Source organism: Nocardia jejuensis NBRC 103114, assembly GCF_001613145.1.
GTDB classification, from domain to species: domain Bacteria; phylum Actinomycetota; class Actinomycetes; order Mycobacteriales; family Mycobacteriaceae; genus Nocardia; species Nocardia jejuensis.
Genome location: NZ_BDBU01000007.1, coordinates 1 through 21,802, shown reverse-complemented (window position 1 = coordinate 21,802; position 21,802 = coordinate 1). Strand labels below are relative to the sequence as shown.

The following is a 21,802-nucleotide window of genomic DNA, read 5'->3' as shown; positions in this document are numbered from 1 at the left end:
GTCGGGGGATTCCACAAAACCCGCACTGTTGGTCCACTGTCCAAGTTAGGCTCCCGGCGCGCATGCGTGCCCCGTCTGCGCCGATCGCAGAACGAGGACCCTGAATGAGACTGACCCGACGTGATTTCGCCCGGACCACCCTGGCGGTCGCCGCCGGGCTCGTGACCACCGGCCTGGGCTCCCCCGGCGCGTTCGCCGCACCCCGCCCGCTGCGGCGCGCGATCGCACCGCAGACCTGGATGGCGGCGCTGCCGGACACCACCTCTCTGCTGCGCCTCACCATCCCCGGCACCCACGACTCCTGCGCCATGAGCGCCGCCAACGGCACCGAATGGTCGCACACCCAGAACTGGTCACTCCCAGCGCAATTCGCGCACGGCATCCGATTTCTCGATATCCGATGCAACGGCCTGCAGGACCACATGAGCGATTCGTTCGGGGTCTACCACGCGGCCGCCTACCAGGGCATCACCTTCGACGGCGTGCTCGATCAGTGCCGGGACTTCCTCGCGCGCAACCCCGACGAGGTGCTGATCATGCGCCTCAAGAAGGAAGACGGCACCCGCAACGACGTCGGCGCGAATTTCGCGGCGATCTTCGACGGCTATCTCGACGCCAAGGGCTACCGGCCGCTGTTCTGGATCGGCGACCGCTTCCCCGCGCTCGGCGAGGCGCGCGGGCGGATCGTGCTCATCACACAGTTCGCCAATCAGCTTCCGGCCCTGCGGTGGCCGGGCGGCGACAACGGCGTCTTCTCGAACGACCGCATCTACCTTCAGGACAGATACAAGGGCCGGGGCCTGATGGGACTGGACTCCGGATCAGGTTCCGGCTCAGCGGATTCCGGATCCACGGATTCCGGCTCCGCCACTGGTTCCTCCGGCGGCGACAAGTTCTCCTACGTCCGCGACTGCCTGGACAAAGCCGCCGCCGACCCCGACAACGCCCTCATGTACATCAACTTCACCAGCTACGCCGACAACGCCTGGCCCCGGGACAACGCCGCCGCCATCCTGCCCGAGGTGGCGAACTACCTCACCGAGCACCGCGCCCAGCGAGCGCACTACGGCATCGTGCCGATGGACTTTCCCGATCTGCACACCGATGCCCTGGATCTACTGCTGGACAATAACTTCGGCTGAGACCCGCTGCCGCGCGCCGATGGAGCCCGGGTCCGCACGTCGGGTGCGGACCCGGAACCCACTACGCGATCACGGCGGTGAGGGGAAGTTCGTTCACCGAGGTGCCGACGTGCAATTCGAACCCTCCCGGCTCCACGGCCCACCCCTTGTCCGTCCAGTGCTCGAAGGAGCGGCGCGGCAATTCGATGGTGGCCGTGACGGTCTCGCCCGCCTCCGCCTCGACCAGCGCGAATCCGGACAGCCAGCGCACCGGACGATCGACCGCGCTCTCGGCGCGGGACAGATACGCCTGCACCACCTGGCGGCCCGCTCGATCGCCGGTATTGCGCACGGTGACGGTGGCGGTACGACCCTCCACCGTCAGGTCCCGCAGCTCCCAGCTGGTGTACCCGAGGCCGTGTCCGAACGGATACGCCGGTGCCACACCGGATTTCAGCCAGGCCCGGTACCCGATGTGCACGCCCTCCTCGTACGGCAGCGAATGATCGCTCCCGGGGCGGGTGTTGCGCACCGGCACGTCGCCGATGGTCTTGGGCCAGGTGGTGGGCAGCCGCCCGCCGGGCTCGACCGCCCCGGTCAGCACATCGGCCAGCGCCGCGCCGAACTCCTGACCCGGGAACCAGGTCAGCAACACGGCCGCGACGTCCTCTCGCCACGGCATCTCCACGGGCGAACCGGAATTCACCACCACGATGGTGCGCGGATTCACCGCGGCCACCGCCGCCACCAACTCGTCCTGACGGCCCGGGAGTCGCAGGTCGGTCCGATCGAAACCCTCGGACTCGATCTGCTCGGTGGTGCCGACCACGACCACCGCGATCTCGGATGTGCGCGCCAATTCGACCGCGGCCGCGAACTCCTCGTCGGCGGCCCGGCGCGGACGGCCCACCGCCAGCGTGATGCCCATGGCGGGGAATCCGCCGCCCGGCACCATCCGCACCAGCACATCCACCTCCTCGCCCTCGGCGAGAGTGCGAGTCACGAAGCGCTGCGGCGGATTCAGCAGCATCTCGACCGGATCACCGCCCGCGGGCAGCACGCTCTCCTCGAGCACGCTCGCGCCGTCGATCGACAGACTCATCGTGCCCACACCGGCGAAGCCGATCCGCCAGTCCCCGGCGGCGTCGGCTCGGAACCGCCCACGCAGCTCGATCGCCTTGGCCCGCACGGCATTCGCATTGCCGAAGAGCATGAGGTTGCCCGCGGTGCGATGCTCGGTGTCGAGCACGGTCTCACCGTCCAGATAGCGCAGCGCCAGTCCCGGCGCACCCGTCTCCGGATCGGTGACCAGATCCAGCGGCACCGGAATCATGTTCTCGCTCAGGTGCACACCCGGCGTGTACACCACCGGAAGCACCGCGGAGAGCCCCTCGAGCGGCGAGGTGGTGTGCGCGGGAATCACCGTCGCGCTGCCGCCGCCCATGAATCGCGGTTCGGCGGCGGCGGATCCGAGCAGCGCCACCCGGGAGGGCGTGCCCAGCGGCAGCGTGCCGTCGTTGACTGCCAGCACCATCGCCTTGGCCGCGGTCTCGCGCACCAGCCGCTGCGCGGCCGCATCGGTGAAGGGCTCCGGCTGCCGCGGTGTTCCGTTCAACGCCCCGACCCGCTGCGCGAATCGCAGTATGCGGCGGACCTTCTCGTCGATAGCCGATTCGGGCACCTCACCCTTGCGCACAGCCTCCTCGAGCGGCGCGCCCCACAACTCCCACGGTCCGGGCATCGCGAGATCGTTGCCCTTCGCGGCTCCGGCGGTGGAACGCACCGCGGTCCAGTCCGAGACTACGACGCCGTCGAAGCCCCACTCGCCCTTGAGCGGCTCGTCCAGCAGGTCGTTCTCGGTCATGGTGGTGCCGTTGACCGAGTTGTACGCCGACATCACCATCCACGCTCCGGCTCGCACCGACCGCTCGAACGGGTACAGGTACAGCTCGCGCAGCGTGCGCTCCGAGGCCAGCACGTCGGTGGTGAAGCGATCGGTCTCGGAGTCGTTGGCCACATAGTGCTTCGGGCACGCGCTCACCCCGTGCGCCTGGACCGCGCGCACATAGGCGTCGGCGATCTCGGCGGTCAGCATGGGGTCCTCGGAGAAGCATTCGAAATGCCTTCCGCCCAGCGGGGATCGATGCAGGTTGATGGTCGGCCCGAGCACGGCGTACACATCCTTGCGCCGCGCCTCGGCCGCGATGAGCGCCCCGATCTCGCTCAGCAGTTCGCGATCCCAGGTGGCGGCGAGCGCGGTGCCCGAGGGCAGGCTCACCGAGGGATCGCGTTCGTCCCACTGTTCACCGCGCACTCCGGACGGTCCGTCCGACACCGGCATCTCGGCCAGTCCGATGCTCGGGTCACCCGCGAGGCGGAAGAAGTTCGCGCCCGAGATCAGCCGAATCTTGGCCGGCAGATCCAGTTTCGCGAGCAGTTCGTCGATACGGTCGGTCATGCGTTCTGCCTCCAGAATTTCACCAGATCCGCGGATACCTGCTCGGGGACGTCCTCGTTCGGCACATGCCCGACGCCGTGATAGACGGCGGTTCCAGCTTGCAGCTGTGCCGCGAACTTTTCGTGGACCTCGGGGTTCCACAGGTCGTTGGTGTCGCCGTAGGCGACCAGCAGCGGCACTCCGGCCGCGCGCAGCTGCGCGGGATCCTCGATCGGCGGCTGCTCCATCACCTTCAGGATGCCGAGGATGTTCCCCTTGCGGGTCGCGAGGATCCGGTTGTGCAGGAACTCCGCGCGCGAAGGCGAGAACTCGGTTCCCGCGGCGGTCATGGCGGCGCTCATCTGCTCCCAGATGACCTCCTGCCCGCCCGCTTCCACCCAGGCCGCGACCATCTGCGGCGGCGGGAAATTGATGTCCTCGACCGAGGACGGCCCCGAGGCCAGCAGCGTGAAGGTGCGGAACCGATCCGGCCGCGCGACCACGGCCACGCGCGAGACGTATCCGCCGAACGAGTGACCGACCAGATGCACCGGCTCGCCCGGCGAGACCTGGTCCACGACGCCGAGCAGGTCCGCGGTGAAATCGGCCATGGTGTACCCGGCGATGTCGTCCGGTCCCGCGGACTGCCACTGCCCCCGCTGGTCGTACGCCACCGCGCGATAGCCGGCATCGGCCAGCAGCGGCAGCAGGAATTCGAAGTCCTCCTTGGAACCGGTGAAGCCCGGAACCAGCACGGCGACGCCGAGGGTCTGCGTGCCCGAGGGCGGCTCGGCCTCCCACGCGGCGAGCGCTCCGGCTCCACCCTGCAACGTGATCGGTCTGATCGGGATCCGGCTCATCGGCATTCCTTCCTCGTACGGCCCGGTACGGCTGGCACGAGTGTGCCAGCGGAATCCCCAGTTTACCGAGTAGTCACTCGGTACCGTTATCCGTTCGTTATCTTCAATGAATTTCACCTGATCAAACCCATTGACTACTGTGCTGGCTCATGACGCCGCACCCTCAACGCCGGAGACGGGCCGACGCGCGCCGGGAGCAGATCGTCGACGAGGCGCTGAAGACTTTCGCCGACAACGGCTACCACAACGCCTCGATCGCGGAGATCGCCGAGCGGTGCGGACTGTCCCAGCCCGGGCTCCTGCACTACTTCCCGAACAAGGCGGCGCTGCTGGCCGCGGTGCTCGAATACCGCGATCGCCTCGACTACGACCGACTCGGTTTCGACCAGCCGCTGCGCGGCAAGGAGGCGCTGCACCGCCTGGTGCGGCTGGTCGAGCACAACGAGCACGTGCCGGGACTGGTCCGGCTGTTCACGGTCGTCACCAGCGAGGCCGTGACCGCCGACCATCCCGCGCGCGAGTGGGTGATCAACCGATATCGAATGCTGCAGACCTTCCTGGCCACAGCCCTCGACGACGGCATCGCCGACGGGGATTTCCGCCCCGGCATCGACACCGCCGCCCTCGCCCGCCAGATCTTCGCCATGATGGACGGCCTGCAGTTGCAATGGCTCATCGATCCGCAGGGTGTGGACATGCCCACCCTGTTCCGAACCTACATCGACGAGGTCATCGCCTATATCTCATAGGCGGTCGGCCGGATTGCCCGGCGGCACAACGTTTCCCGAGTCCAACGACCAATCCGGAAGGTGCTCGACGATGCCGAGCACCTCGGCCAGATTCTCGACGGTGGCCAGGAGCTGCTCCCGGGTGTGCTCGCTGGTCAGGAAGAACCGCAGCCGCTCGGTACCGGCGGGCACCACCGGTGCCAGAATCGCCCCCGCGTTGAAACCGCGCTGGAGCATCGCCACGGCCGCGTACCCCGCGCGGATCTCCCCGGGGACGATGACCGGCACGATCGGGGTGGCCTGCGACTCGGCCAGATCCATACCCCGTTCCTTCAACGCCCCGCTGAAGACTCTCGCGTTGGACCACAACCGCGCCAGCCGATCCGGTTCCGCCGCGATCACATCGAGCCCGGCCAGCACCGCCGCCACATTCGAGGGCGAGGGCCCCGCCGTGTAGAGCGCCATGCCCGGGGCGGCGAACTTGATCGCCCTGACCAGATCGGCGTCGCCCGCGATGAATCCGCCGGTGCTGCCCATCGCCTTGGACAGGCTGCCCGCCCAGATGTCGACGAGATCGCCCACAAGGTCGAAGTGTTCACGACTGCCCATGCCGTGCGGACCGAGCACACCGAGCGCGTGCGCCTCGTCCACCAACACCGCGCAGTCGTATTTTCTTGCCACAGCGGCTATCTCGACGATCGATCCCAGATCACCGTCCATGCTGTAGTGGCCTTCGACGATGACCAGCGCCCGATCGAACCGGTGCCGCGAGGACCGCAGCAGCGCCTCGAGCGCGTCGGGATCGTTGTGCCGGAAGGTGACCCGCCGGCACCCGGCCAGCTGAGTGCCCGCGACCAGGCTGGCGTGCGCGAGCGAATCACAGACCGCCACATCACCTTCCGCGAGCAGGAAGCCGATGACCGCCGCATTGGTCAGAAACCCGCTGGAGGTGACCAGCGCACCACCCGCGTGGTAGATCTCGGCGAGCCGCTGCTCCAGCTCCGCGTACAGCGGGATCTCACCCGTCACGATGCGGGTGGCCGAGGCCGAGGTTCCGTACTTCTCGGCCGCCGCGTTGGCGGCGGCGATCACCCGCGGATGCTGCGCCAGCTCGAGATAGTTGTACGAGCTGAAATTGACCAGTTCCCTTCCACCGGAACGGATCAGCGCCCCGTTGGGTCCATCGGGCGACAGGAACAGCGGGTGGGGCAACCCCGTCGTGTCCACCAGCTGCGCGATGGCCGCTTGCTTCGCCAGCGCATCCACCACACCGGGATGATCGGCGAACTGTCTCCCCGGCCCACGCCGAACCGCGGAGCCGGACCGCGCAGCGATCCCCGGACCACCCGAATTGCCTTGTGGGCGAGCGCCTCCCGGTGTCACGACCTGAGATCGATGCCCCGACAGCAGCTGCCGAGCCAGCTCCCGTTCGTTCGCCGTCACGCCACGGCCCCCTGCTCCGAGACCGCACCGTTCGAGCCGGCTGCACCGTCCGAGCCCACTGCGCTGCCCGAGCCGACGATGATGTCGGCGATCCGCGCTCCCGCCTGCGCCAAACTGAACGAGCGCCCCAGCTGCATACTGTTCATCTCCACACCGAGCGTCTTGCTCACCAGCGCACCGAATTCCACCGCCATCAGCGAATCGAGACCGAGTTCGGGCAGCGGCACATCCAGTGCGATCGACTCGGCCGCCACCCCCATGACCTCGGCCAGCTGTTCCGCGAGCAGATATCCGACCACGTTCGCGCGCTGTGCCTCCTGCAGCGCGCCGATCTGCCCGCGCAGGACCGCCGCGGCCGAATTGTCCTGCGACGCCGCGGCGATCAGTTCGGCGACCCGCGCGGTGTACGCCAGCTGCGGCGCGGCCAACACCACCTTGTCCCACTCCACCGGAATGATGGCGGCCTGCCGCACACCCAATCGCAAAGCCTCGCCGAGATATTCGGTCCCCGCGTCCATATCGATGGCATCGAAGCCGGCGATCCGCAGGTACCGCTGCACGTTCTCGTCGGCGTCCACCATGCCGCCGCCGGACATCGCGCCCCAGCCCACGCACAGCACTCGTTCACCGCGCCGGGCGAGCTGCTCGGTGAACGACTGCAGCGCCAGATTGGCCGCCGTGTACGAATACTGGCCGATCCCGCCCATGATGGCGCTGCCGGAGGAGAACAGCACGAACAGATCCAGCCGCACCCCGGCGTCGACGAGCGCCCCGTACAGGGTCCGCGCACCCTCGAGTTTGGGCCGGAACACCCGGGTGAGGCTGTCCCGGTCCATGGTGGTGATCCGCTGATCGTCCAGCACGCCCGCGGCATGGAACACCCCGCGCAGCGGCCGATCCGCGGCATGCACCCGGTTCACCACGGCCGCAACGGCTTCCGGCTCGGTGATATCGGCGAGCTCCTGCAGCACCTCGATCCCCTGTTCGCGCCACTCGCCCACCTGTCGCCGGGCCGACTCGGCGCTCGCCCCGGAACGGCCGATCAGCACCAGATGCCGTGCGCCACGGCCGATCAGCCAGCGACCCGTCGCCAGCCCGAACGCGCCGAATCCACCCGTGATCAGGTAGCGCCCGTTCCCGTCGATGGGCACGTCCGCGGGCTGCGGTCGCACGAGCGGATTCTCACCACCCAGATCCAGCGCGATCCGCCCGATCCGGGTCGAGCGCAGCACCTCCTCGAACGCGGTGGCCACCTCGCCGGTCGCGAACGACTCGTACGGCAGGGGTCGATACACCCCGTCGGCCATCTTGTCGTTGACCGCCTGCACCCGCCCGATCACCTCGGCCCGCCGCAGCTTCAGCATGCGGTCCAGATCGAAGGAGAAGTATCCGACGTTCTTGTCGAAGTTCCGCAGATCCAGCACCCCGCCGGAATAGATGTCGGCCTTGCCGACCTCCACGATGCGCCCGAACTCCGCGACGGCCTTGAAGTTCTGCGCGATGACCTCACCGGGCGCGGTGCTGACGACGATGTCCGCCCCGATCCCACCGGTGAGTGCCAGCACATCCTCGACGAAGTTCAGCGATCGCGAATCGAGCACCTCGTCCGCACCCTGCGCCAGCACGTACGCCCGGCGCTCGCGGGTGCTCGCCGCGCCGATCACGGTGGCGCCGTGCAGTTTCGCGACCTGTACGGCGCAGGCGCCGACCCCGCCCGCGGCACCGTGCACGAGCACCGTCTCGCCGGCGCGCAGCCGTGCCAAGTCCAGCAGCGCGTACTCCGCGGTGACCAGCGAGACCGTCGAGGTGCACAGCTCCGGGCGAATCGACTCCGCGGCCGCGCCGACCAGGCCCGCGTCCGCGACGTGATATCGCTCGATCATCCCCGGCGAGGCGAGCCCGACCCGATCACCGACCCGGAACCGTTCGACGCCCGCACCGACCCGGACCACGGTGCCCGCGCCCTCCATTCCCGGCGATACCCCGAAATGTGTTGCCGCCAGCTCGTTCTCACCGAGGACGCCGAGCACCTTGAGCGGATCCTTGAAACCCAGCCCGATCGCCTCCATGCGCACCTCGACCTCACCGGAATCGGGTGCGCGGCGCGGCGCACTGCGCCAGCCGAGCTGCGACAGCAGCCGCGAACGCGGGATGTCGAGCGCGAAATTGGCCTCGCGATCCCGCAGCGGCTCCGGATTGTCCAGCGCGGCCAGCCGATCCGGCAGCGCCCGGGTGACGACGGTGGACCAGCGCAAACCATTGCGCAGGAACACCTCATCGCCGTGATCACCCGAAAATGCCCCCGGCACAGCCAGTTCGGCGAGCAGGTCGGCCGGGTCGGTGTCGGCGTCGATATCGACCAGCCGCCACCGCAGCGGCGGCTGTTCGTTGAGCAGCACCCGCCGCGCGCCCGCCAGCGCCGCATGGTCCGGATCCGGCTCGCCCGAGTCCTCCGGATGCGCGAACGCGCGCTCGGTGACCAGGGTGGCGTGGATGGACCCGTCCCCGGTGAGCGGCAGCGGTTCGGGGTTCACGCTGTCCGCGAAGGCTTCCAGTGCCAGGGCCGCCCGGCTCAGCGTCCAGAGCGCCTCCACGTCGTCACCGTGTCCGGCGACGAAGCACACGTGAATTCGTTCCACGCCCTCATCGAGATGAGCGGCCAGCAATTGTTCGCGGAACTCGTGCTCGAATCGCGCGCCCGCGATCACCCGGCTGTCGGGCAGGGCCCGCGCGATCTGCGTGTCCCGGCCGCTGTGCACCGTGCCGAGCGGAACGACGAGCACCCGCGCGGATCCGGCGGCCGCGACCCGGTCCAGCGGCTCGCGCAGTGTCCACTGCTCCTCGTAGTACAGCTTTTCCAGCCGCCGCAGGATGCCGCCGCCGAACGGCACGGCCTGGAACTTGGCCCCGATGATCTCCAACACCGGATTGTGGTCCCGGTCCAGGATCCGCACGTCGGCGTGCAGTGGTTCGGTGAGCGTCGCCACGACCACGATCTCCTCGGGCAGCGGGCCGAAGCTGCGCACGCTCTCCGCGCCGATCGGAATGACCGCCCCGTCCAGCGCCGGGCCACCCGCGTCCCCGAGGGAGACCACCTGCCAGGCCGCGTCCAGCACACACGGATGCGCCAGATGTCCCGACCCCGCCGCGCCCGCACCGTCGATGCGCGCGACGACGGTGCTACCGTCCGCCCACGCCTGCCGCACGAGCCGGAAGGCCGGGCCGTGCTCGACGCCGGTGCTCGACAGATCCGCGTAGAGCGTGGCGGGCGCGATCTCACTCATCGCCCCGGTGTACGGCACGTCGACCTTCCCGGGTTCGTAGACGCCCTCCACCAGGCGTCCCGTGGCGTGCACGGTCCAGGTGTCCCCGACGGCGGTGCGCGAGCGAATGGTGAACCGCCGCGTCGAATCCTCCACGGTCAGCTCCATTACCGGCACATCACCCGGTTCGATGGTCAGCGGCGCGATGAACCTGACGTTCTCGATCGCGGTGCCGCCCTTGCCGTTCGCGCCGTACTCGACGGCCGCCGCGCTGAGCGCGGCATCGAGATAGGCGGAGCCGGGCAGGATCCGGGTGCCGTCCACGACGTGATCCTCGAGCCACGGCAGCACCCCCGAGGCGATCTCCAGGGTCCATCGGCGCGCGATGTCCAGATCCGGGTCCCCGAGCATGGTGTATCCCCCCGGAGTGCCGTAGCGCTGCTGGGCGAACACCGGCAGATCCGAGCGCAGCCGGGTGCGCTGCCACGGATATCGCGGCAGTGACACATGCGCGGTGCGCACGGAGCCGAACAATCCCGCCAGATCCAGTGCGCCCGAGCCGTACAGCCCCGCGACGAGCTGTCGCAGGGCGGTCCCGTCGGCCTGCTTGCGATGCAGGGTCGCGACGGTGGCGCCCTTCTCCCCGGCGGCCAGCAGGATCTCACGAATGTTGGCCCCGAGCACCGGGTGCGGGCCGACCTCAACGAAAACCCGTCCGCCGTCGGCGATGAGCGCTCGCACGGCGTCCGCGAACCGCACCGGCTCACGCACGTTCGCGCACCAGTAGTCCGCACCCCACTCCCCGTCCACGACCGGCGTCCCGGTCACCGTGGAGTACAGCGGAATCGACGGCGACTGCGGCGACAGATCCGCCAGCACAACCCGCAGTTCTTCGAGAATGGGCTCCATCAGCGCCGAGTGGTAGGGCACCTCGACCTGCAGCCGCTTGGCGAATATCCCACGGTCGGTGCAGTATTCGGCGAGCTCGTCGAGCCGATCGACCGCACCGGACAGCGTGCACGAACCCGGGCTGTTGACCGCGGCGATATCGATTCCGGAGCCGCCGTCGAGCAGGTCGGCCGCCGCCTCGGCCGACAATCCCACCGCCAGCATGCCGCCGGTCCCCACCGTCGTCGCCTGCAGGCGCGCCCGGTGGTAGGCGACGGTCAGCGCCTCACGCAGTGTGAGCACGCCGCAGACATACGCCGCGGACACCTCACCGACGCTGTGCCCGACCACCGCCGACGGCGAAATCCCCCGTGCGGCAAGCGCTTCGTACAGCGCCACCTGGATCAGGAAGTTCGCCGGCTGCGCCACCTCGGTGGCGGTGACCCGCGAGTTCTCCTCCGGCTCGGCCAATTCCTTCAGGATCGACCAGCCCGCGATCCGCAGGAAGATCTCGTCGATCCGCTGTGCGGCGGCCTCGAAGATCGGATCCGTGGCCAGCAGCTCCCGGCCCATCCCGAACCACTGCGGCCCCATCCCGGTGAACACGAAGACCAGCGCTGCGCCACCGACGACCCGCGTCGCCTCGCGCCCCTCCCCCGCCGCGAATTCCCGCAGCCGGCTTACCAATTCGGTAGCGGACTCGAATGGAACGCCCATGCGCAGCTGATGATGCTGACGCCGGGTCCACGCGCCCGCCACCACCTGCTCGATCGCCGCCGGATCCGACTCGATCAGCCTCGCGTACGCCCCGGCCAGCTCGCGCACCGCCTGCTCACCGCGTCCCGACAGCGGCAGCACACCGAAGGCCGGCGGCGTACCGACCGCCGCGACCCCGTCACCGGGCACGAACTCCTGCACGATGGCGTGCGCGTTCGTCCCGCCGTATCCGAACCCGTTGACCGCCACCGTCATCAGGCCCTCGCCCGGATCGAGCACCCGCGCCTCGGACTGGATCCGCACCCCCAGCTCCGCCAGCTCCAGATCCGGATTCGGCTCCTCGTCCAGCCAGCCCTGTGGCGGCAGCGTCCGATGATGCACCGCCAGTGCGGATTTGATGACACTCGCGATACCCGCCGCGGCCTCGGTGTGCCCCAGCGTCGACTTCAGCGACCCCACGCCCAGTGTCGTGGACCTTCCGGTCGCCGCACCGTACGCGGTGCCGATCGCCCTCAGTTCCAGCGGATCTCCCACCGGGGTCCCGGTCCCGTGCGCCTCCACGTATGTCACCAGAGCCGGATCGATCCCGGCCCGCCGGGTCACCGTCCGCGCCAGCGCCTCCTGCGCCTCCGCGTTCGGCACCGTGATCGCGGTGGTCCGTCCGTCCTGATTGGCGCCGGTCGCCTTGACCACGGCATACACCCGGTCACCGTCGCGCTCGGCGTCCGCCAGCCGCTTGAGCACGACCATCCCCGCACCCTCGCCGCGCCCGTACCCGTCGGCGCTCGCACCGAAGGACTTGCTGCGTCCGTCCTTCGCCAGAAATCCGCCCTTGCACATGGAGATGAACGTGCCCGGCTGGAGCATCAGATTCACGCCGCCGGCCAGCGCCGTCTCGCAGTCTCCGCTGTCCAGCGCCGTGCAGGCCATGTGCAGGGCCACCAGCGAGGACGAACACGCGGTGTCGACGGTGAGGCTGGGCCCGCCGAGGTCCAGCGCGTAGGAGATTCGGTTGGACAGCATCGTGTACGACGTCCCCGCCGAGGAGTGCATGTCGATATGCGGGACTGCCGCCCCGGTGAACCCGACCGCCAGCTGATCGAGCGTGAACGCGCCGACGTACACACCCACAGGCGCACCGGAACTGCGGCCCGCGACCCCGGCGTCATCGAGCGCCTCCCAGGCGACCTCGAGGATCAACCGCTGCTGCGGATCCATCGCCATAGCCTCGCGTCGCGAGATCCCGAAGAAGTCGGGATCGAACGCCCACGGATCACCGGTGAGGAACGCCGCGCGCCGGGTGTACATACGCCCCGGCATCCGCTGATCCGGATCGTAGAATCGACGCCAATCCCACCGGTCGGCGGGAATGTTGGTGACCGCGTCGTGCTTGCCGATCACGAAGTCCCAGAACGATTCCGGGGAATCGATTCCACCGCCGTACCGACACCCGATGCCCACTATCGCGATGTCCGACAAGGGAGTCACTCCTTCACTGTTCGCAGCGACGAAGGCAGCCACATCATGACGTTCACCTCCGGCCCCGAGCGGCCCAACCGGATCTTGCCCAGCTGCTGACCACCGAATGCGGTGTAGAAACCGATATTTCCGTCCTTGCACAGCCCCAGCAGCGGTACCGCGGCCTTCTCCACCTCCCGCAGGCAGAACGCGGACAGGGCGGTACCCACACCCGAGCCCTGCAACGCGGGATCCACCCCGAGCGTGACGCCGAAGTAATGCGGCAGTCCCGGAGCGATTTTCGCGATGGTGGCGTCCATGGACAGCACGCGTGGACCGTCGATTCCCATGGCCCACACGAATTCCGGAATCGAGGCGATATACCGCAGCGCCCCGAATCGATAATCAGCCGGTTGCCACAGCACCGCACCCACGACCCGCTCGTCGATGGTGGCGACGTGCGCACCACCGGCGGGCAGATACTGATGCCGGATCATGGCGCGATTCAAACGCGGTTGCGCGCGTTGCCTTTTGGCCTGGTCGGGGAACATGAACTCGCCGAACGGATCGTTCGCGCTGAAGGCACGATCCAGAACCGCCGTCATCGCACGAATATCGCCTTTGACGGCCGGCCGGACAGAGATGTTCTCGAGTGTTTTCGGCAAGTCTGATCTCTCGGCAGTGCTGGGTCTACGGGAATGCTGGTCTACGGGAATGCTGGTCTCTCGACGGGGAGCGACAGTTCAGCCGCGGGCGGTCGCCCGCATCATGAGTGGATCCTCCGGCGCACCGATGAACGACATCTGCCGGCGCACCGGGCCCTTCACCGCCAGATCGAGCTCGAACCGCTGCGCGATGGTGGCCAGCGCCAGCACGACCTCCATGGTCGCGAAACCCTGTGCCATGCAGATTCGTTTGCCCGCGCTGAAGGCGAGCGAGGCATTGCGGTGATCGGCCGTCATGTTCTCGGGCAGGTACCGACTTGGGTCGAACTCCTCCGGCCGTTCCCACACCCGGCCGTTGTAGTGCACCCCGTGCACGCTGACCACCACGGTGGTGCCCGCCTTCACGTGGTAGCCCGCGAGCACATCGTCCTGCTTGGCAACCCGGGTCAGCCCGATGACCGGCGGATAGATCCGCATGGCCTCGAGGAAGATCGCCTTGCACCACACCAGCTTGTCGACGTCGTCGGCGGTCGGAACCCGGCCCGCGAGCACGCTGTCCAGTTCCTCGTACAGTCGCCGCCGCGCCTCGGGATGTTCGGCAAGCAGCTTCCACATCCAGGTCATGGCGGTCGCGGAGGTCTCCATCCCCGCGCCGAGGAAGGTCATCAGCTCGTCGTGGATCTCGAGGTCGCTGTAGGCGTGCCCGGTCTCGGGATCCCTTGCCGCCATGAGCAATCCGAGCAGATTGTCCTTGCGCGCGATCCGCCCGCTGCGATGGTCCGCGATCAGCGAATCGACGGCCTTCTCGATCCCGCGCAACTCGAACATGATGTGCGGTGCGGAGATCCAGGTCAGCACGCGCATGGCGCGGATCGGCACTCGCGATCCGGCCCGCTTGTCCGGCTCCTCGGTGTGTTCGACCACCCAGGTCGAGAGCCTGCGCAGCGGACGGCTCACCCCGGTGGCGAAGCCGACGCCGAAGAACTTCAGCAGGTTGGTGAGGTTGATCGTGGAGATCGGCGAGGACAGATCGGTCCCGAACATGGTCCGCGCCACCACATCGAGCATGAGGCGGTTCATCTCGGCTCCGACGTCGACGGGGCTGCCGTCGGCGGTCGCGGACCTGATCCGATCGGCGCTCTCGCGCGCCGCCTCGGTCATCGGACCGGCGAACTGATCGATCGAACCGCGCGAGAAGATCGGCCGCACCAGACGCTGGTTGCGCTGGTATCGCCGGTCGTCCATATCGGTGACCAGGCCCTGCCCGAAGGTCACCGCCATCATGTCGTACTCGGCGCTCTTGGCGTAGTTGTCCTGATGCGACACCAGAATGTGCCGCGCGAGTTCAGGACTGCGCACCACCAGATACTTCAGCATCGGCAGCCGCGCGACCAGCACGTCGTCCTGCCCCGGCAGCTCCGAGGCGATGTAGTGCACGACCGTGCGATCGCGCCAGCGCGGCACCAGCGCCGCCGCGAGCTTCCAGGACTGCCCCCACGAGACCCGCGTCCCGTGCCATCTGATCGGCGCGGGCAACCACCTCGGCGGATACAGCTCGGTACCACCCCGGGCAGATGACATTCGCGTCACCTCCACTGTCGAAACTACGGTCGAAACCCGTTCCCCCCGTTGGGGTTCCGCAGGATGCTACTGCACAGTAGCTTCACTCGCGACAGACCTGAACGGCTCGCCCGGCGAGGTTCGATTCGGTGAGTGCACGCCGATACGGGTGCCTTCGCGGGGCCACACCGCACCACCGCACATCCCCGCGCGCACCGGCCACAGTCCTCTTTACGCAGCTAGCGACGGTGCGAAGCGTGCCAGCTCAACAGCTCCGGCCGATCCCCCGCACCCGGATCCACGACCGAGGCGAGCGCACCACCCATACGGAGCCGCCCGAGGGGAACCGCCAATTTGTTGCCAGTCCGAATACGAGGAATTCCGGGGGGGCAACGAGCATCTCCCCTTACAGCTCAGCCGAACCCGGGGCCTGCACGAGCGTGAGCGCACCGCGCTTGCGCAACGTGAAACCCAGCGTCTCGTACAGACTGATCGCCGTCGCGTTGTGCGCGGTCGCATGCAGGAACGGCGTCTCTCCGCGATCGCGAATCCCCGCACCCACGGCCCGGACCAACCGCGAGGCGAGACCCCGCCCCCGGAATTCGGCATCGGTGCACACCGCGCTGATCTCGGTCCAGCCCGGCGGATGCATGCGCTCACCGGCCATGGCGACCAACCGCCCGGCCACCCGCAACCCGAGATAGGTACCCAACTCGATGGTGCGCGGCGCGAACGGCCCCGGCTGCGTGCGCGCGATCAACTCCAAGATCTCCGGCACATCCGCCGGCCCGAGCCGTTCGAGCTCCGGATCATGCGCGACCCGAAGCCCACTCCCGTCCATCTGCACCGACCCGAACTGCTCGACCACCGTCCACCCCTGCGGCAATTCGTGCCCGAACCCACGCAGCGCCGTCACCCCACCCGGCCCGAGCACCGACGCCAGATCCCGCCAATCCTGATCCGACAACACCGCCGGATGACCGATGAACCGCGCGACCTCCGGGTCGTATCGCCCGATTCGACCGGTCCAGGTCGCGAACCTGCTGTGTGCGCCGCGCAGCGAGGACCGGATCGGGTCGTCGAGCGGGTGGACAGGGGTTTCGACATCGATGATCGACTCGGCAGTCACAGCGATCGACTCGGTGGTCACAGCGCAATCCTCCAGATCAGCATCCGATGACAAAAAGTTAGCCACGCGCACGACCAATGTGCAGTGTTGGGCTCAGCGCGATTCCGATGTACTCAATCCCCCTCGCCCACAGGTTATTTCCCTGGGATCGGCCTGATCCGAACCGTTGACGCCGGCGAGGCTCAGGAGAACCGTGCGAACCACACCCCCACGCACGGAAACGGGAGACGATGGCACCGAACCCCCTGCATATCGGCGTCGCACTCGACGGCGCGGGCTGGCACCCCGCCGCATGGCGCGAACCCGGCTCCCGCCCCGCGGAACTCTTCGGTCCCCGCTACTGGACAGACCTGATCGCCACCGCCGAACGCGGCCTGCTGGATTTCGCGACCATCGAGGACAGCCTCACGATCCCCGGTCGCCCGCACACCCGCTCCGATGCGGCCGTGGACCGGGTCCGCGCCCGCATCGACGCCCACCTGATCGCCGCCAGGGTCGCGCCCACCACCCGCGATATCGGTCTCATCCCGACCGTGACCACGACCCATACCGAACCGTTCCACGTCTCCAGCGCGCTCGCCACCCTCGACTACACCTCGCGCGGCCGAGCCGGTTGGCAGGTGAAAGTCGGTGGAAACGCCGAGGAGGCAGCCCTTTTCGGTCGGCGCACGATAGCGGAGATCACCGCCGCAGAGATCGCCGAGGGGGTCACGAACGGCGCCTTCCCCGCCCAGGTCCACGAACTCTTCGACGAGGCCGCCACCGTGGTCGAGGTGGTGCGCCGACTCTGGGACAGCTGGGAGGACGACGCCGAAATCCGCGACGTCTCCACCCGCCGCTTCATCGATCGCGACAAACTGCACTACGTCAACCACGAGAGCCGCTTCTTCAGCGTGCGAGGCCCCTCCATCACCCCGCGCCCGCCGCAGGGCCAGCCCGTGGTCACGGCCCTCGCACACGCCCCGCTGATCTACGAATTCGCCTCCCGCAGTGCCGATCTAGTGTTCATAACCCCGACCCTGGACACCGGCCCGGCCCCGATCCTGGAACAGATAGCGACGGCACAGACCTCCCGCTCCGGCGAACCCCTCCACGTCTACGCCGACCTCCTGGTCTTCCTGGACACCCCCGAAGCCACCGGCCGCCGGCGCCTGGACCGCCTGAACGAGTCCGCGGGCTACGAATTCACCTCCGACGCTGGGATTTTCACAGGCAGCGCCGAGGAACTGGCCGACCTTCTCAGTGCCTGGAGCGCCCAAGGCGTGCACGGCTTCCGCCTGCGCCCCGGAGTGGCGGTCGACGACCTCACCGAAATCACCGACCGCCTGATCCCGGCACTGCAGCACCGGGGCCTGTTCCGGACCCGCTACCCCGGCGGCTCCCTGCGCGCGCTGCTGGGCTTGCCCACGACCGTTCCCAACCACTACGCGACCGCCTGAGCGAGGCCATCATGAGCACCCCACGCAAGCAGGTCATCCTCGGCGCCTACCTGGGCGGCGTCAACCACCACACCGCGTGGTGGCATCCCGAGGCCGGCAGCCAGATCGATTTCGCCACTTTCGAACACACCGCCCGCACCGCCGAACGCGGCAAATTCGACTTCTTCTTCCTCGCCGAGGGGTTGATCCTGCGCGAGCGCGGCGGAAAGATCTTCGACCAGGACATCATCGGCCGCCCCGATACTTTCACCGTGCTGGCCGCCCTCGCCGCCGTGACCGAGCACCTCGGACTCGCGGGCACCATCAACGCCACCTTCAACGAGCCCTACGAGCTGGCCCGGCGTTTCGCGAGCCTGGACCACCTCTCCGACGGCCGCGCGGCCTGGAACGTCGTCACCTCGTTCGACGCCTTCACCGGCCAGAACTTCCGCCGCGGCGGCTTCCTCGATCCGGCCGATCGCTACGTGCGAGCCGAGGAAACCCTCAACGCCGTTCGCGCCCTGTGGGATTCGTGGGACGCGTCCGACCTGGTCGCGGACAAATCCACCGGCCGATTCCTGGCACGTCCCGACGCGGGAGCATTCGCCTTCCACGGCAACCAATTCGACATCTCCGGCCGCTTCACCGTCCCCCGCAGTCCACAGGGCCGCCCCGTGATCATCCAGGCCGGCGTCTCCCCGCAGGGCCGGGACTTCGCCGCCGCCAACGCCGATGCCATCTTCTCCCCCTACGGCAAGCTCCCCGAAGCGTCGGAGTTCTACGCCGACGTCAAGGCCCGAGCCTTGGCGACGGGCCGCTCCCCCGACGACATCAAGATTCTGCCGATGGCCAGCTTCGTCCTCGGCGACAGCGAGGCCGAGGCGATCGAGAAATTCCACGCCATCCGCGACGAACAGATCACCGGCCAGACCGCACTGGTCCTGCTCGAACAGATCTGGAACCGCGACCTGTCCGACTACGACCCCGAAGGCCCGCTGCCCGCGATCGACCCCGATCCCACCGCGCCCCAGTTCATTCAGGGCCGGGCCCTGATCAATCAAGACCGCCTCGGCACGGTCGAACGCCTGCGTCAGGTCGCCGAGAACAAGAAGCTCTCACTGCGCGAGGTGGTGATCGACCAGTTCGAGTGGCGCGGCCCCCTGGTGGGAACCCCCGCGCAGGTCGCCGAGCAGATCGACTCCTTCGTCCAGAACAACGGTTCCGACGGCTTCATCCTCGGCTCTCACCTGGTCCCCACCGGGCTGGACGAATTCGTCGACCGGGTGGTGCCCCTGCTGCAGGACCGCGGCGTCCTGCGCACCGACTACACCGGCTCAACCCTCCGAGACAACCTCGGCCTCCGAAATCTTTACTCCGAGAAGGGAGTACCGGCCGAGGCGTAACCGGCAGAGAATATCAGGCGGACGTTCAGCGAGGTGCGAGGAACAGGGTCTGGGTGCCGCGGCCGATGGGGCCCTTCTCGTCGAAGAGCCTGGATTCGGCCAGGCCGACACCGCTGCGGTCCGGGTAGGTGACCGCGTCCAGGCACACCCATTCGCCGACCGGTTCGCGATGCAAGGTCACCGAGAGATCGGTATTGATGAAAAGGTAACGGTCCCAGTCCAATACCGAGCTGACGCCATTGCCGGAATCGGCGGCGGCGAGGGTGCGCTCCAGCGGGCTGGGCGTGGTGCCGGCGACTATGGGGTAGCGCAGACGAATCCAGCAGACCGCCGCCCCGGGCGCATCGAAAGCGCCTGTGACGAAGCGGTATTCGATACCGGTGTGGAATCCGATCGCCTGCGCCGAGGGAAACGGTTCGACCCTGGCCTCTTCCGGCCCCGGCCGCGTCCCGGTGGGCATTACCTCGACCGGCAGATCCAGCTCCGGATCGGCCTGCCGCAACCGCCAGGCGTTCGCCTTCAACACCGGCCCCTGTTCGGTACTCAGCGTCGCCTCGATCAACTCGACACTGCGCCCCGGTCGGGTCACTCGCGCTTCCGCCATGAGCGGAGCGATCGGCACCGGCCCGAGAATCTCCACCGCGACGCGACCGACCCGAAAGCCCTCGCGCGGCGAGCACCGCTCGATGACATGCCCGAGCAGGGCCGACGGGGGTCCGGCATGCTGCGCGTCCGGGGACCACGGGCCGCGAGTCAGCTCGGTGGAGTGGAACCGATTCGGGTCCTCTGGATCGGGGAGATAGAAGGCATCCATAGTGAGTCCGAGCCTACCGAGGAGTGGTAAGTGAAGATGGGAGTGGTCTGAATATTCGCAGTTCAGATGGTGTTTTCTGTTCCCATCCGTGATCTCACGCGGTAGAATTAGCACATGCGTTCGAACGAGACAGGGATCGAGGACACTGCGGGGGCCGACCTGGCCACCGCAGTCGACACCCTGCTCGATGCGAACCTCGCGCCGTTGACCGATGACGGGGTCACCGAACTGATGCGCTCGGTGGAAACCAGCAAACGACGTTTGGCTGCGTTGGAGCATCGGCTGGTGATCGAGGTCGTGGAACGGTCCATCCCGCAACGCGCAGGAGTCCGCGACGTAGTGCGGTTCCTGGAACAAGCATTGCGCTTGTCGCACCGGGAAGCGTTCGGGCGCCTGAAAGCCGCCCAGCAGTTCGGGATCTGGCACGACATCACCGGGCAAGACCTCGAACCTTTGCTGCCCTATACCGCGAAAATCCAAGCCGCCGGGGAAATCTCGGCCGGGCACGCCCGCACGATCGGCAACATCATGCACCGACTCCCGCACGCCATCTCGCGTGCGGACCGCGACGCCGCCGAACAAGTCATGGCCGAGCACGCGCGGTCTGGGTCTCCTGATGACTTGCCCCGGATCGGCAATTCCCTGTCCGCGCACCTGGACCCGGACGGGATACTCACCGACGACACCGACCGCGCCCGTATGCGCGGGATCGTGTTGTGCGACCAACGCCTCGACGGCATGAGCCTGCTCAAGGGCGAGATCACCCCCGCGTTGCGGGCGCTGCTGGAACCGGTCCTGGCGAAACTGGCCCGTCCCGGCATGTGCAACCCGGATGACCCGGACAGTCCGTTCGCTGATACCGAGCACGTGAGCCGCGAGATCCTCGACGCCGCCGCCCAACGGGACTCGCGCTCGGCCGCGCAACGCAATCACGATGCGCTGCTGGCATTCCTGCGCCCGGAAATAGGACCGGGCAAGCTCGGATCCCATCGCGGTCTGCCGGTGGAAGCAATCGTCACCATGACCCTCGCGGAACTCGAAGACGCTGCCGGTGTGGCCACCACCGCCTTGGGTGGCACGGTGTCCATCCCCGAAGCCCTCAAACTCGCGGAGCGTTCGAAGCCGTTCCTGGCGTTGTTCGACCACACCGGGATGCCCTTGCATCTGGGACACGGAGAGCGTTTGGCCAGCCCTGCGCAGCGGCGGATGTTGATCGCTGCCGAGCGTGGTTGTACGCGCCCCGGGTGTAGTGCTCCCGCGACGTTGGCTGCGGTGCATCACATCACCGAACACAGCAAAGGCGGGCCCACCGACATCGAGAACCTCACCTTGGCCTGCGATGCGTGCCACGCACTCGTGCACGACGGCCCGGGTGGCTGGAAAACGATTGTGATGGGCAAGAATTCAGAATTCCCGGGCCGCACGGGGTGGATAGCGCCGATCCATATCGACCCCACGCGCACGCCGAGGGTGAATCACCGTCACCATCCCGGGGAGATGCTCGCCGCCGCCCAAGCACGACTGCGTGCGCGGGAGCGACGAGAACGGGCTCGTCATCGTGAGTTCCTCGGTCACCGTGATTCTCCGGTCGATCGAAGCTGAACCACACCACCCACACCAGGTAACACCGGCTCCCTTTTCGGGGACCGGTGCTGTCCTGGTTCGCTCGGTGCAAGCCCCGGCACCCGAGCGCATTTACCGCACACCGCACGCACACTCGGACACGGGCACCAACACTGAGAGGAAGATGGACATGGAGATGAAAGAGCCTGCGCCAGTAGTAGATCCGCACGCGCGACTGCCACTGACCCCGCACGCCGCCGGAGCGGAAGACTCGGTGCCTTCCGCTCTCACGTACTCCTCTCACGGCACAAGAGCCGACGCTGGTTCCGCACCGA

The 21,802-nt window shown here is 68.0% G+C and carries 13 protein-coding genes; 5 read left to right on the top strand and 8 right to left on the bottom strand.

Annotated features, from left to right (window positions below):
- The first annotated feature begins 104 nt into the window (after positions 1 to 104).
- On the top strand, positions 105 to 1,142 hold the full coding sequence (locus tag NJ1_RS06160; protein WP_067688630.1) for a phosphatidylinositol-specific phospholipase C: 1,038 nt from the start codon (positions 105 to 107) through the stop codon (positions 1,140 to 1,142).
- 61 nt (positions 1,143 to 1,203) lie between these two features.
- On the opposite strand, the gene NJ1_RS06155 is transcribed toward NJ1_RS06160, so the two are convergent.
- Both NJ1_RS06155 and NJ1_RS06150 read right to left on the bottom strand, forming a co-directional pair.
- Positions 1,204 to 3,579, bottom strand: coding sequence for a beta-glucosidase (locus tag NJ1_RS06155; RefSeq protein WP_067688627.1), 2,376 nt, complete (start codon positions 3,577 to 3,579; stop codon positions 1,204 to 1,206).
- Positions 3,576 to 4,418, bottom strand: a complete 843-nt coding sequence (locus NJ1_RS06150; RefSeq protein ID WP_169813094.1) for an alpha/beta fold hydrolase — start codon at positions 4,416 to 4,418, stop codon at positions 3,576 to 3,578. Before NJ1_RS06150 ends, NJ1_RS06155 begins: the two co-directional genes overlap by 4 nt.
- A 149-nt stretch (positions 4,419 to 4,567) precedes the next feature.
- Between NJ1_RS06150 and NJ1_RS06145 the strand changes: the two genes are divergently transcribed.
- On the top strand, positions 4,568 to 5,167 hold the full coding sequence (locus NJ1_RS06145) for a TetR/AcrR family transcriptional regulator (RefSeq protein WP_067688624.1): 600 nt from the start codon (positions 4,568 to 4,570) through the stop codon (positions 5,165 to 5,167).
- On the opposite strand, the gene NJ1_RS06140 is transcribed toward NJ1_RS06145, so the two are convergent.
- From NJ1_RS06140 to NJ1_RS06120, 5 genes are all read right to left on the bottom strand, one after another.
- Complete coding sequence (locus tag NJ1_RS06140) at positions 5,162 to 6,415, bottom strand: aminotransferase class I/II-fold pyridoxal phosphate-dependent enzyme (protein ID WP_245717236.1); 1,254 nt, start codon at positions 6,413 to 6,415, stop codon at positions 5,162 to 5,164. The genes NJ1_RS06145 and NJ1_RS06140 overlap by 6 nt on opposite strands.
- 170 nt (positions 6,416 to 6,585) lie before the next feature.
- Positions 6,586 to 12,945, bottom strand: coding sequence for a type I polyketide synthase (locus NJ1_RS06135; RefSeq protein ID WP_245717235.1), 6,360 nt, complete (start codon positions 12,943 to 12,945; stop codon positions 6,586 to 6,588).
- Positions 12,942 to 13,520, bottom strand: a complete 579-nt coding sequence (locus NJ1_RS06130; protein WP_067688618.1) for a GNAT family N-acetyltransferase — start codon at positions 13,518 to 13,520, stop codon at positions 12,942 to 12,944. The genes NJ1_RS06135 and NJ1_RS06130 overlap by 4 nt, the downstream gene beginning before the upstream one ends.
- 138 nt (positions 13,521 to 13,658) lie before the next feature.
- The gene (locus tag NJ1_RS06125; protein WP_067688615.1) at positions 13,659 to 15,161 is read right to left on the bottom strand and encodes a cytochrome P450; all 1,503 of its coding nucleotides are present in this window, start codon (positions 15,159 to 15,161) and stop codon (positions 13,659 to 13,661) included.
- Positions 15,162 to 15,546: 385 nt separating this feature from the next.
- Positions 15,547 to 16,290 carry a GNAT family N-acetyltransferase gene (locus NJ1_RS06120; protein WP_067688613.1) on the bottom strand — a complete coding sequence of 248 codons (744 nt, stop codon included), beginning with the start codon at positions 16,288 to 16,290 and terminating at the stop codon, positions 15,547 to 15,549.
- 209 nt (positions 16,291 to 16,499) lie between these two features.
- On the opposite strand from NJ1_RS06120, the gene NJ1_RS06115 reads away from it, so the two are divergent.
- Together NJ1_RS06115 and NJ1_RS06110 are read left to right on the top strand one after the other, a co-directional pair.
- Positions 16,500 to 17,708, top strand: a complete 1,209-nt coding sequence (locus tag NJ1_RS06115; protein WP_067688609.1) for an LLM class flavin-dependent oxidoreductase — start codon at positions 16,500 to 16,502, stop codon at positions 17,706 to 17,708.
- A gap of 11 nt (positions 17,709 to 17,719) precedes the next feature.
- Entirely contained in the window at positions 17,720 to 19,090 is a 1,371-nt protein-coding gene (locus NJ1_RS06110; RefSeq protein WP_067688606.1) for an NtaA/DmoA family FMN-dependent monooxygenase, read from the top strand.
- 25 nt (positions 19,091 to 19,115) lie between these two features.
- On the opposite strand, the gene NJ1_RS06105 is transcribed toward NJ1_RS06110, so the two are convergent.
- A complete protein-coding gene (locus tag NJ1_RS06105) occupies positions 19,116 to 19,904 on the bottom strand; it encodes a thioesterase family protein (RefSeq protein WP_067688603.1) in 789 nt (262 codons plus the stop codon).
- A gap of 114 nt (positions 19,905 to 20,018) precedes the next feature.
- Between NJ1_RS06105 and NJ1_RS06100 the strand changes: the two genes are divergently transcribed.
- A complete protein-coding gene (locus tag NJ1_RS06100) occupies positions 20,019 to 21,506 on the top strand; it encodes an HNH endonuclease signature motif containing protein (RefSeq protein WP_067688600.1) in 1,488 nt (495 codons plus the stop codon).
- The last annotated feature ends 296 nt before the right edge of the window (positions 21,507 to 21,802 follow it).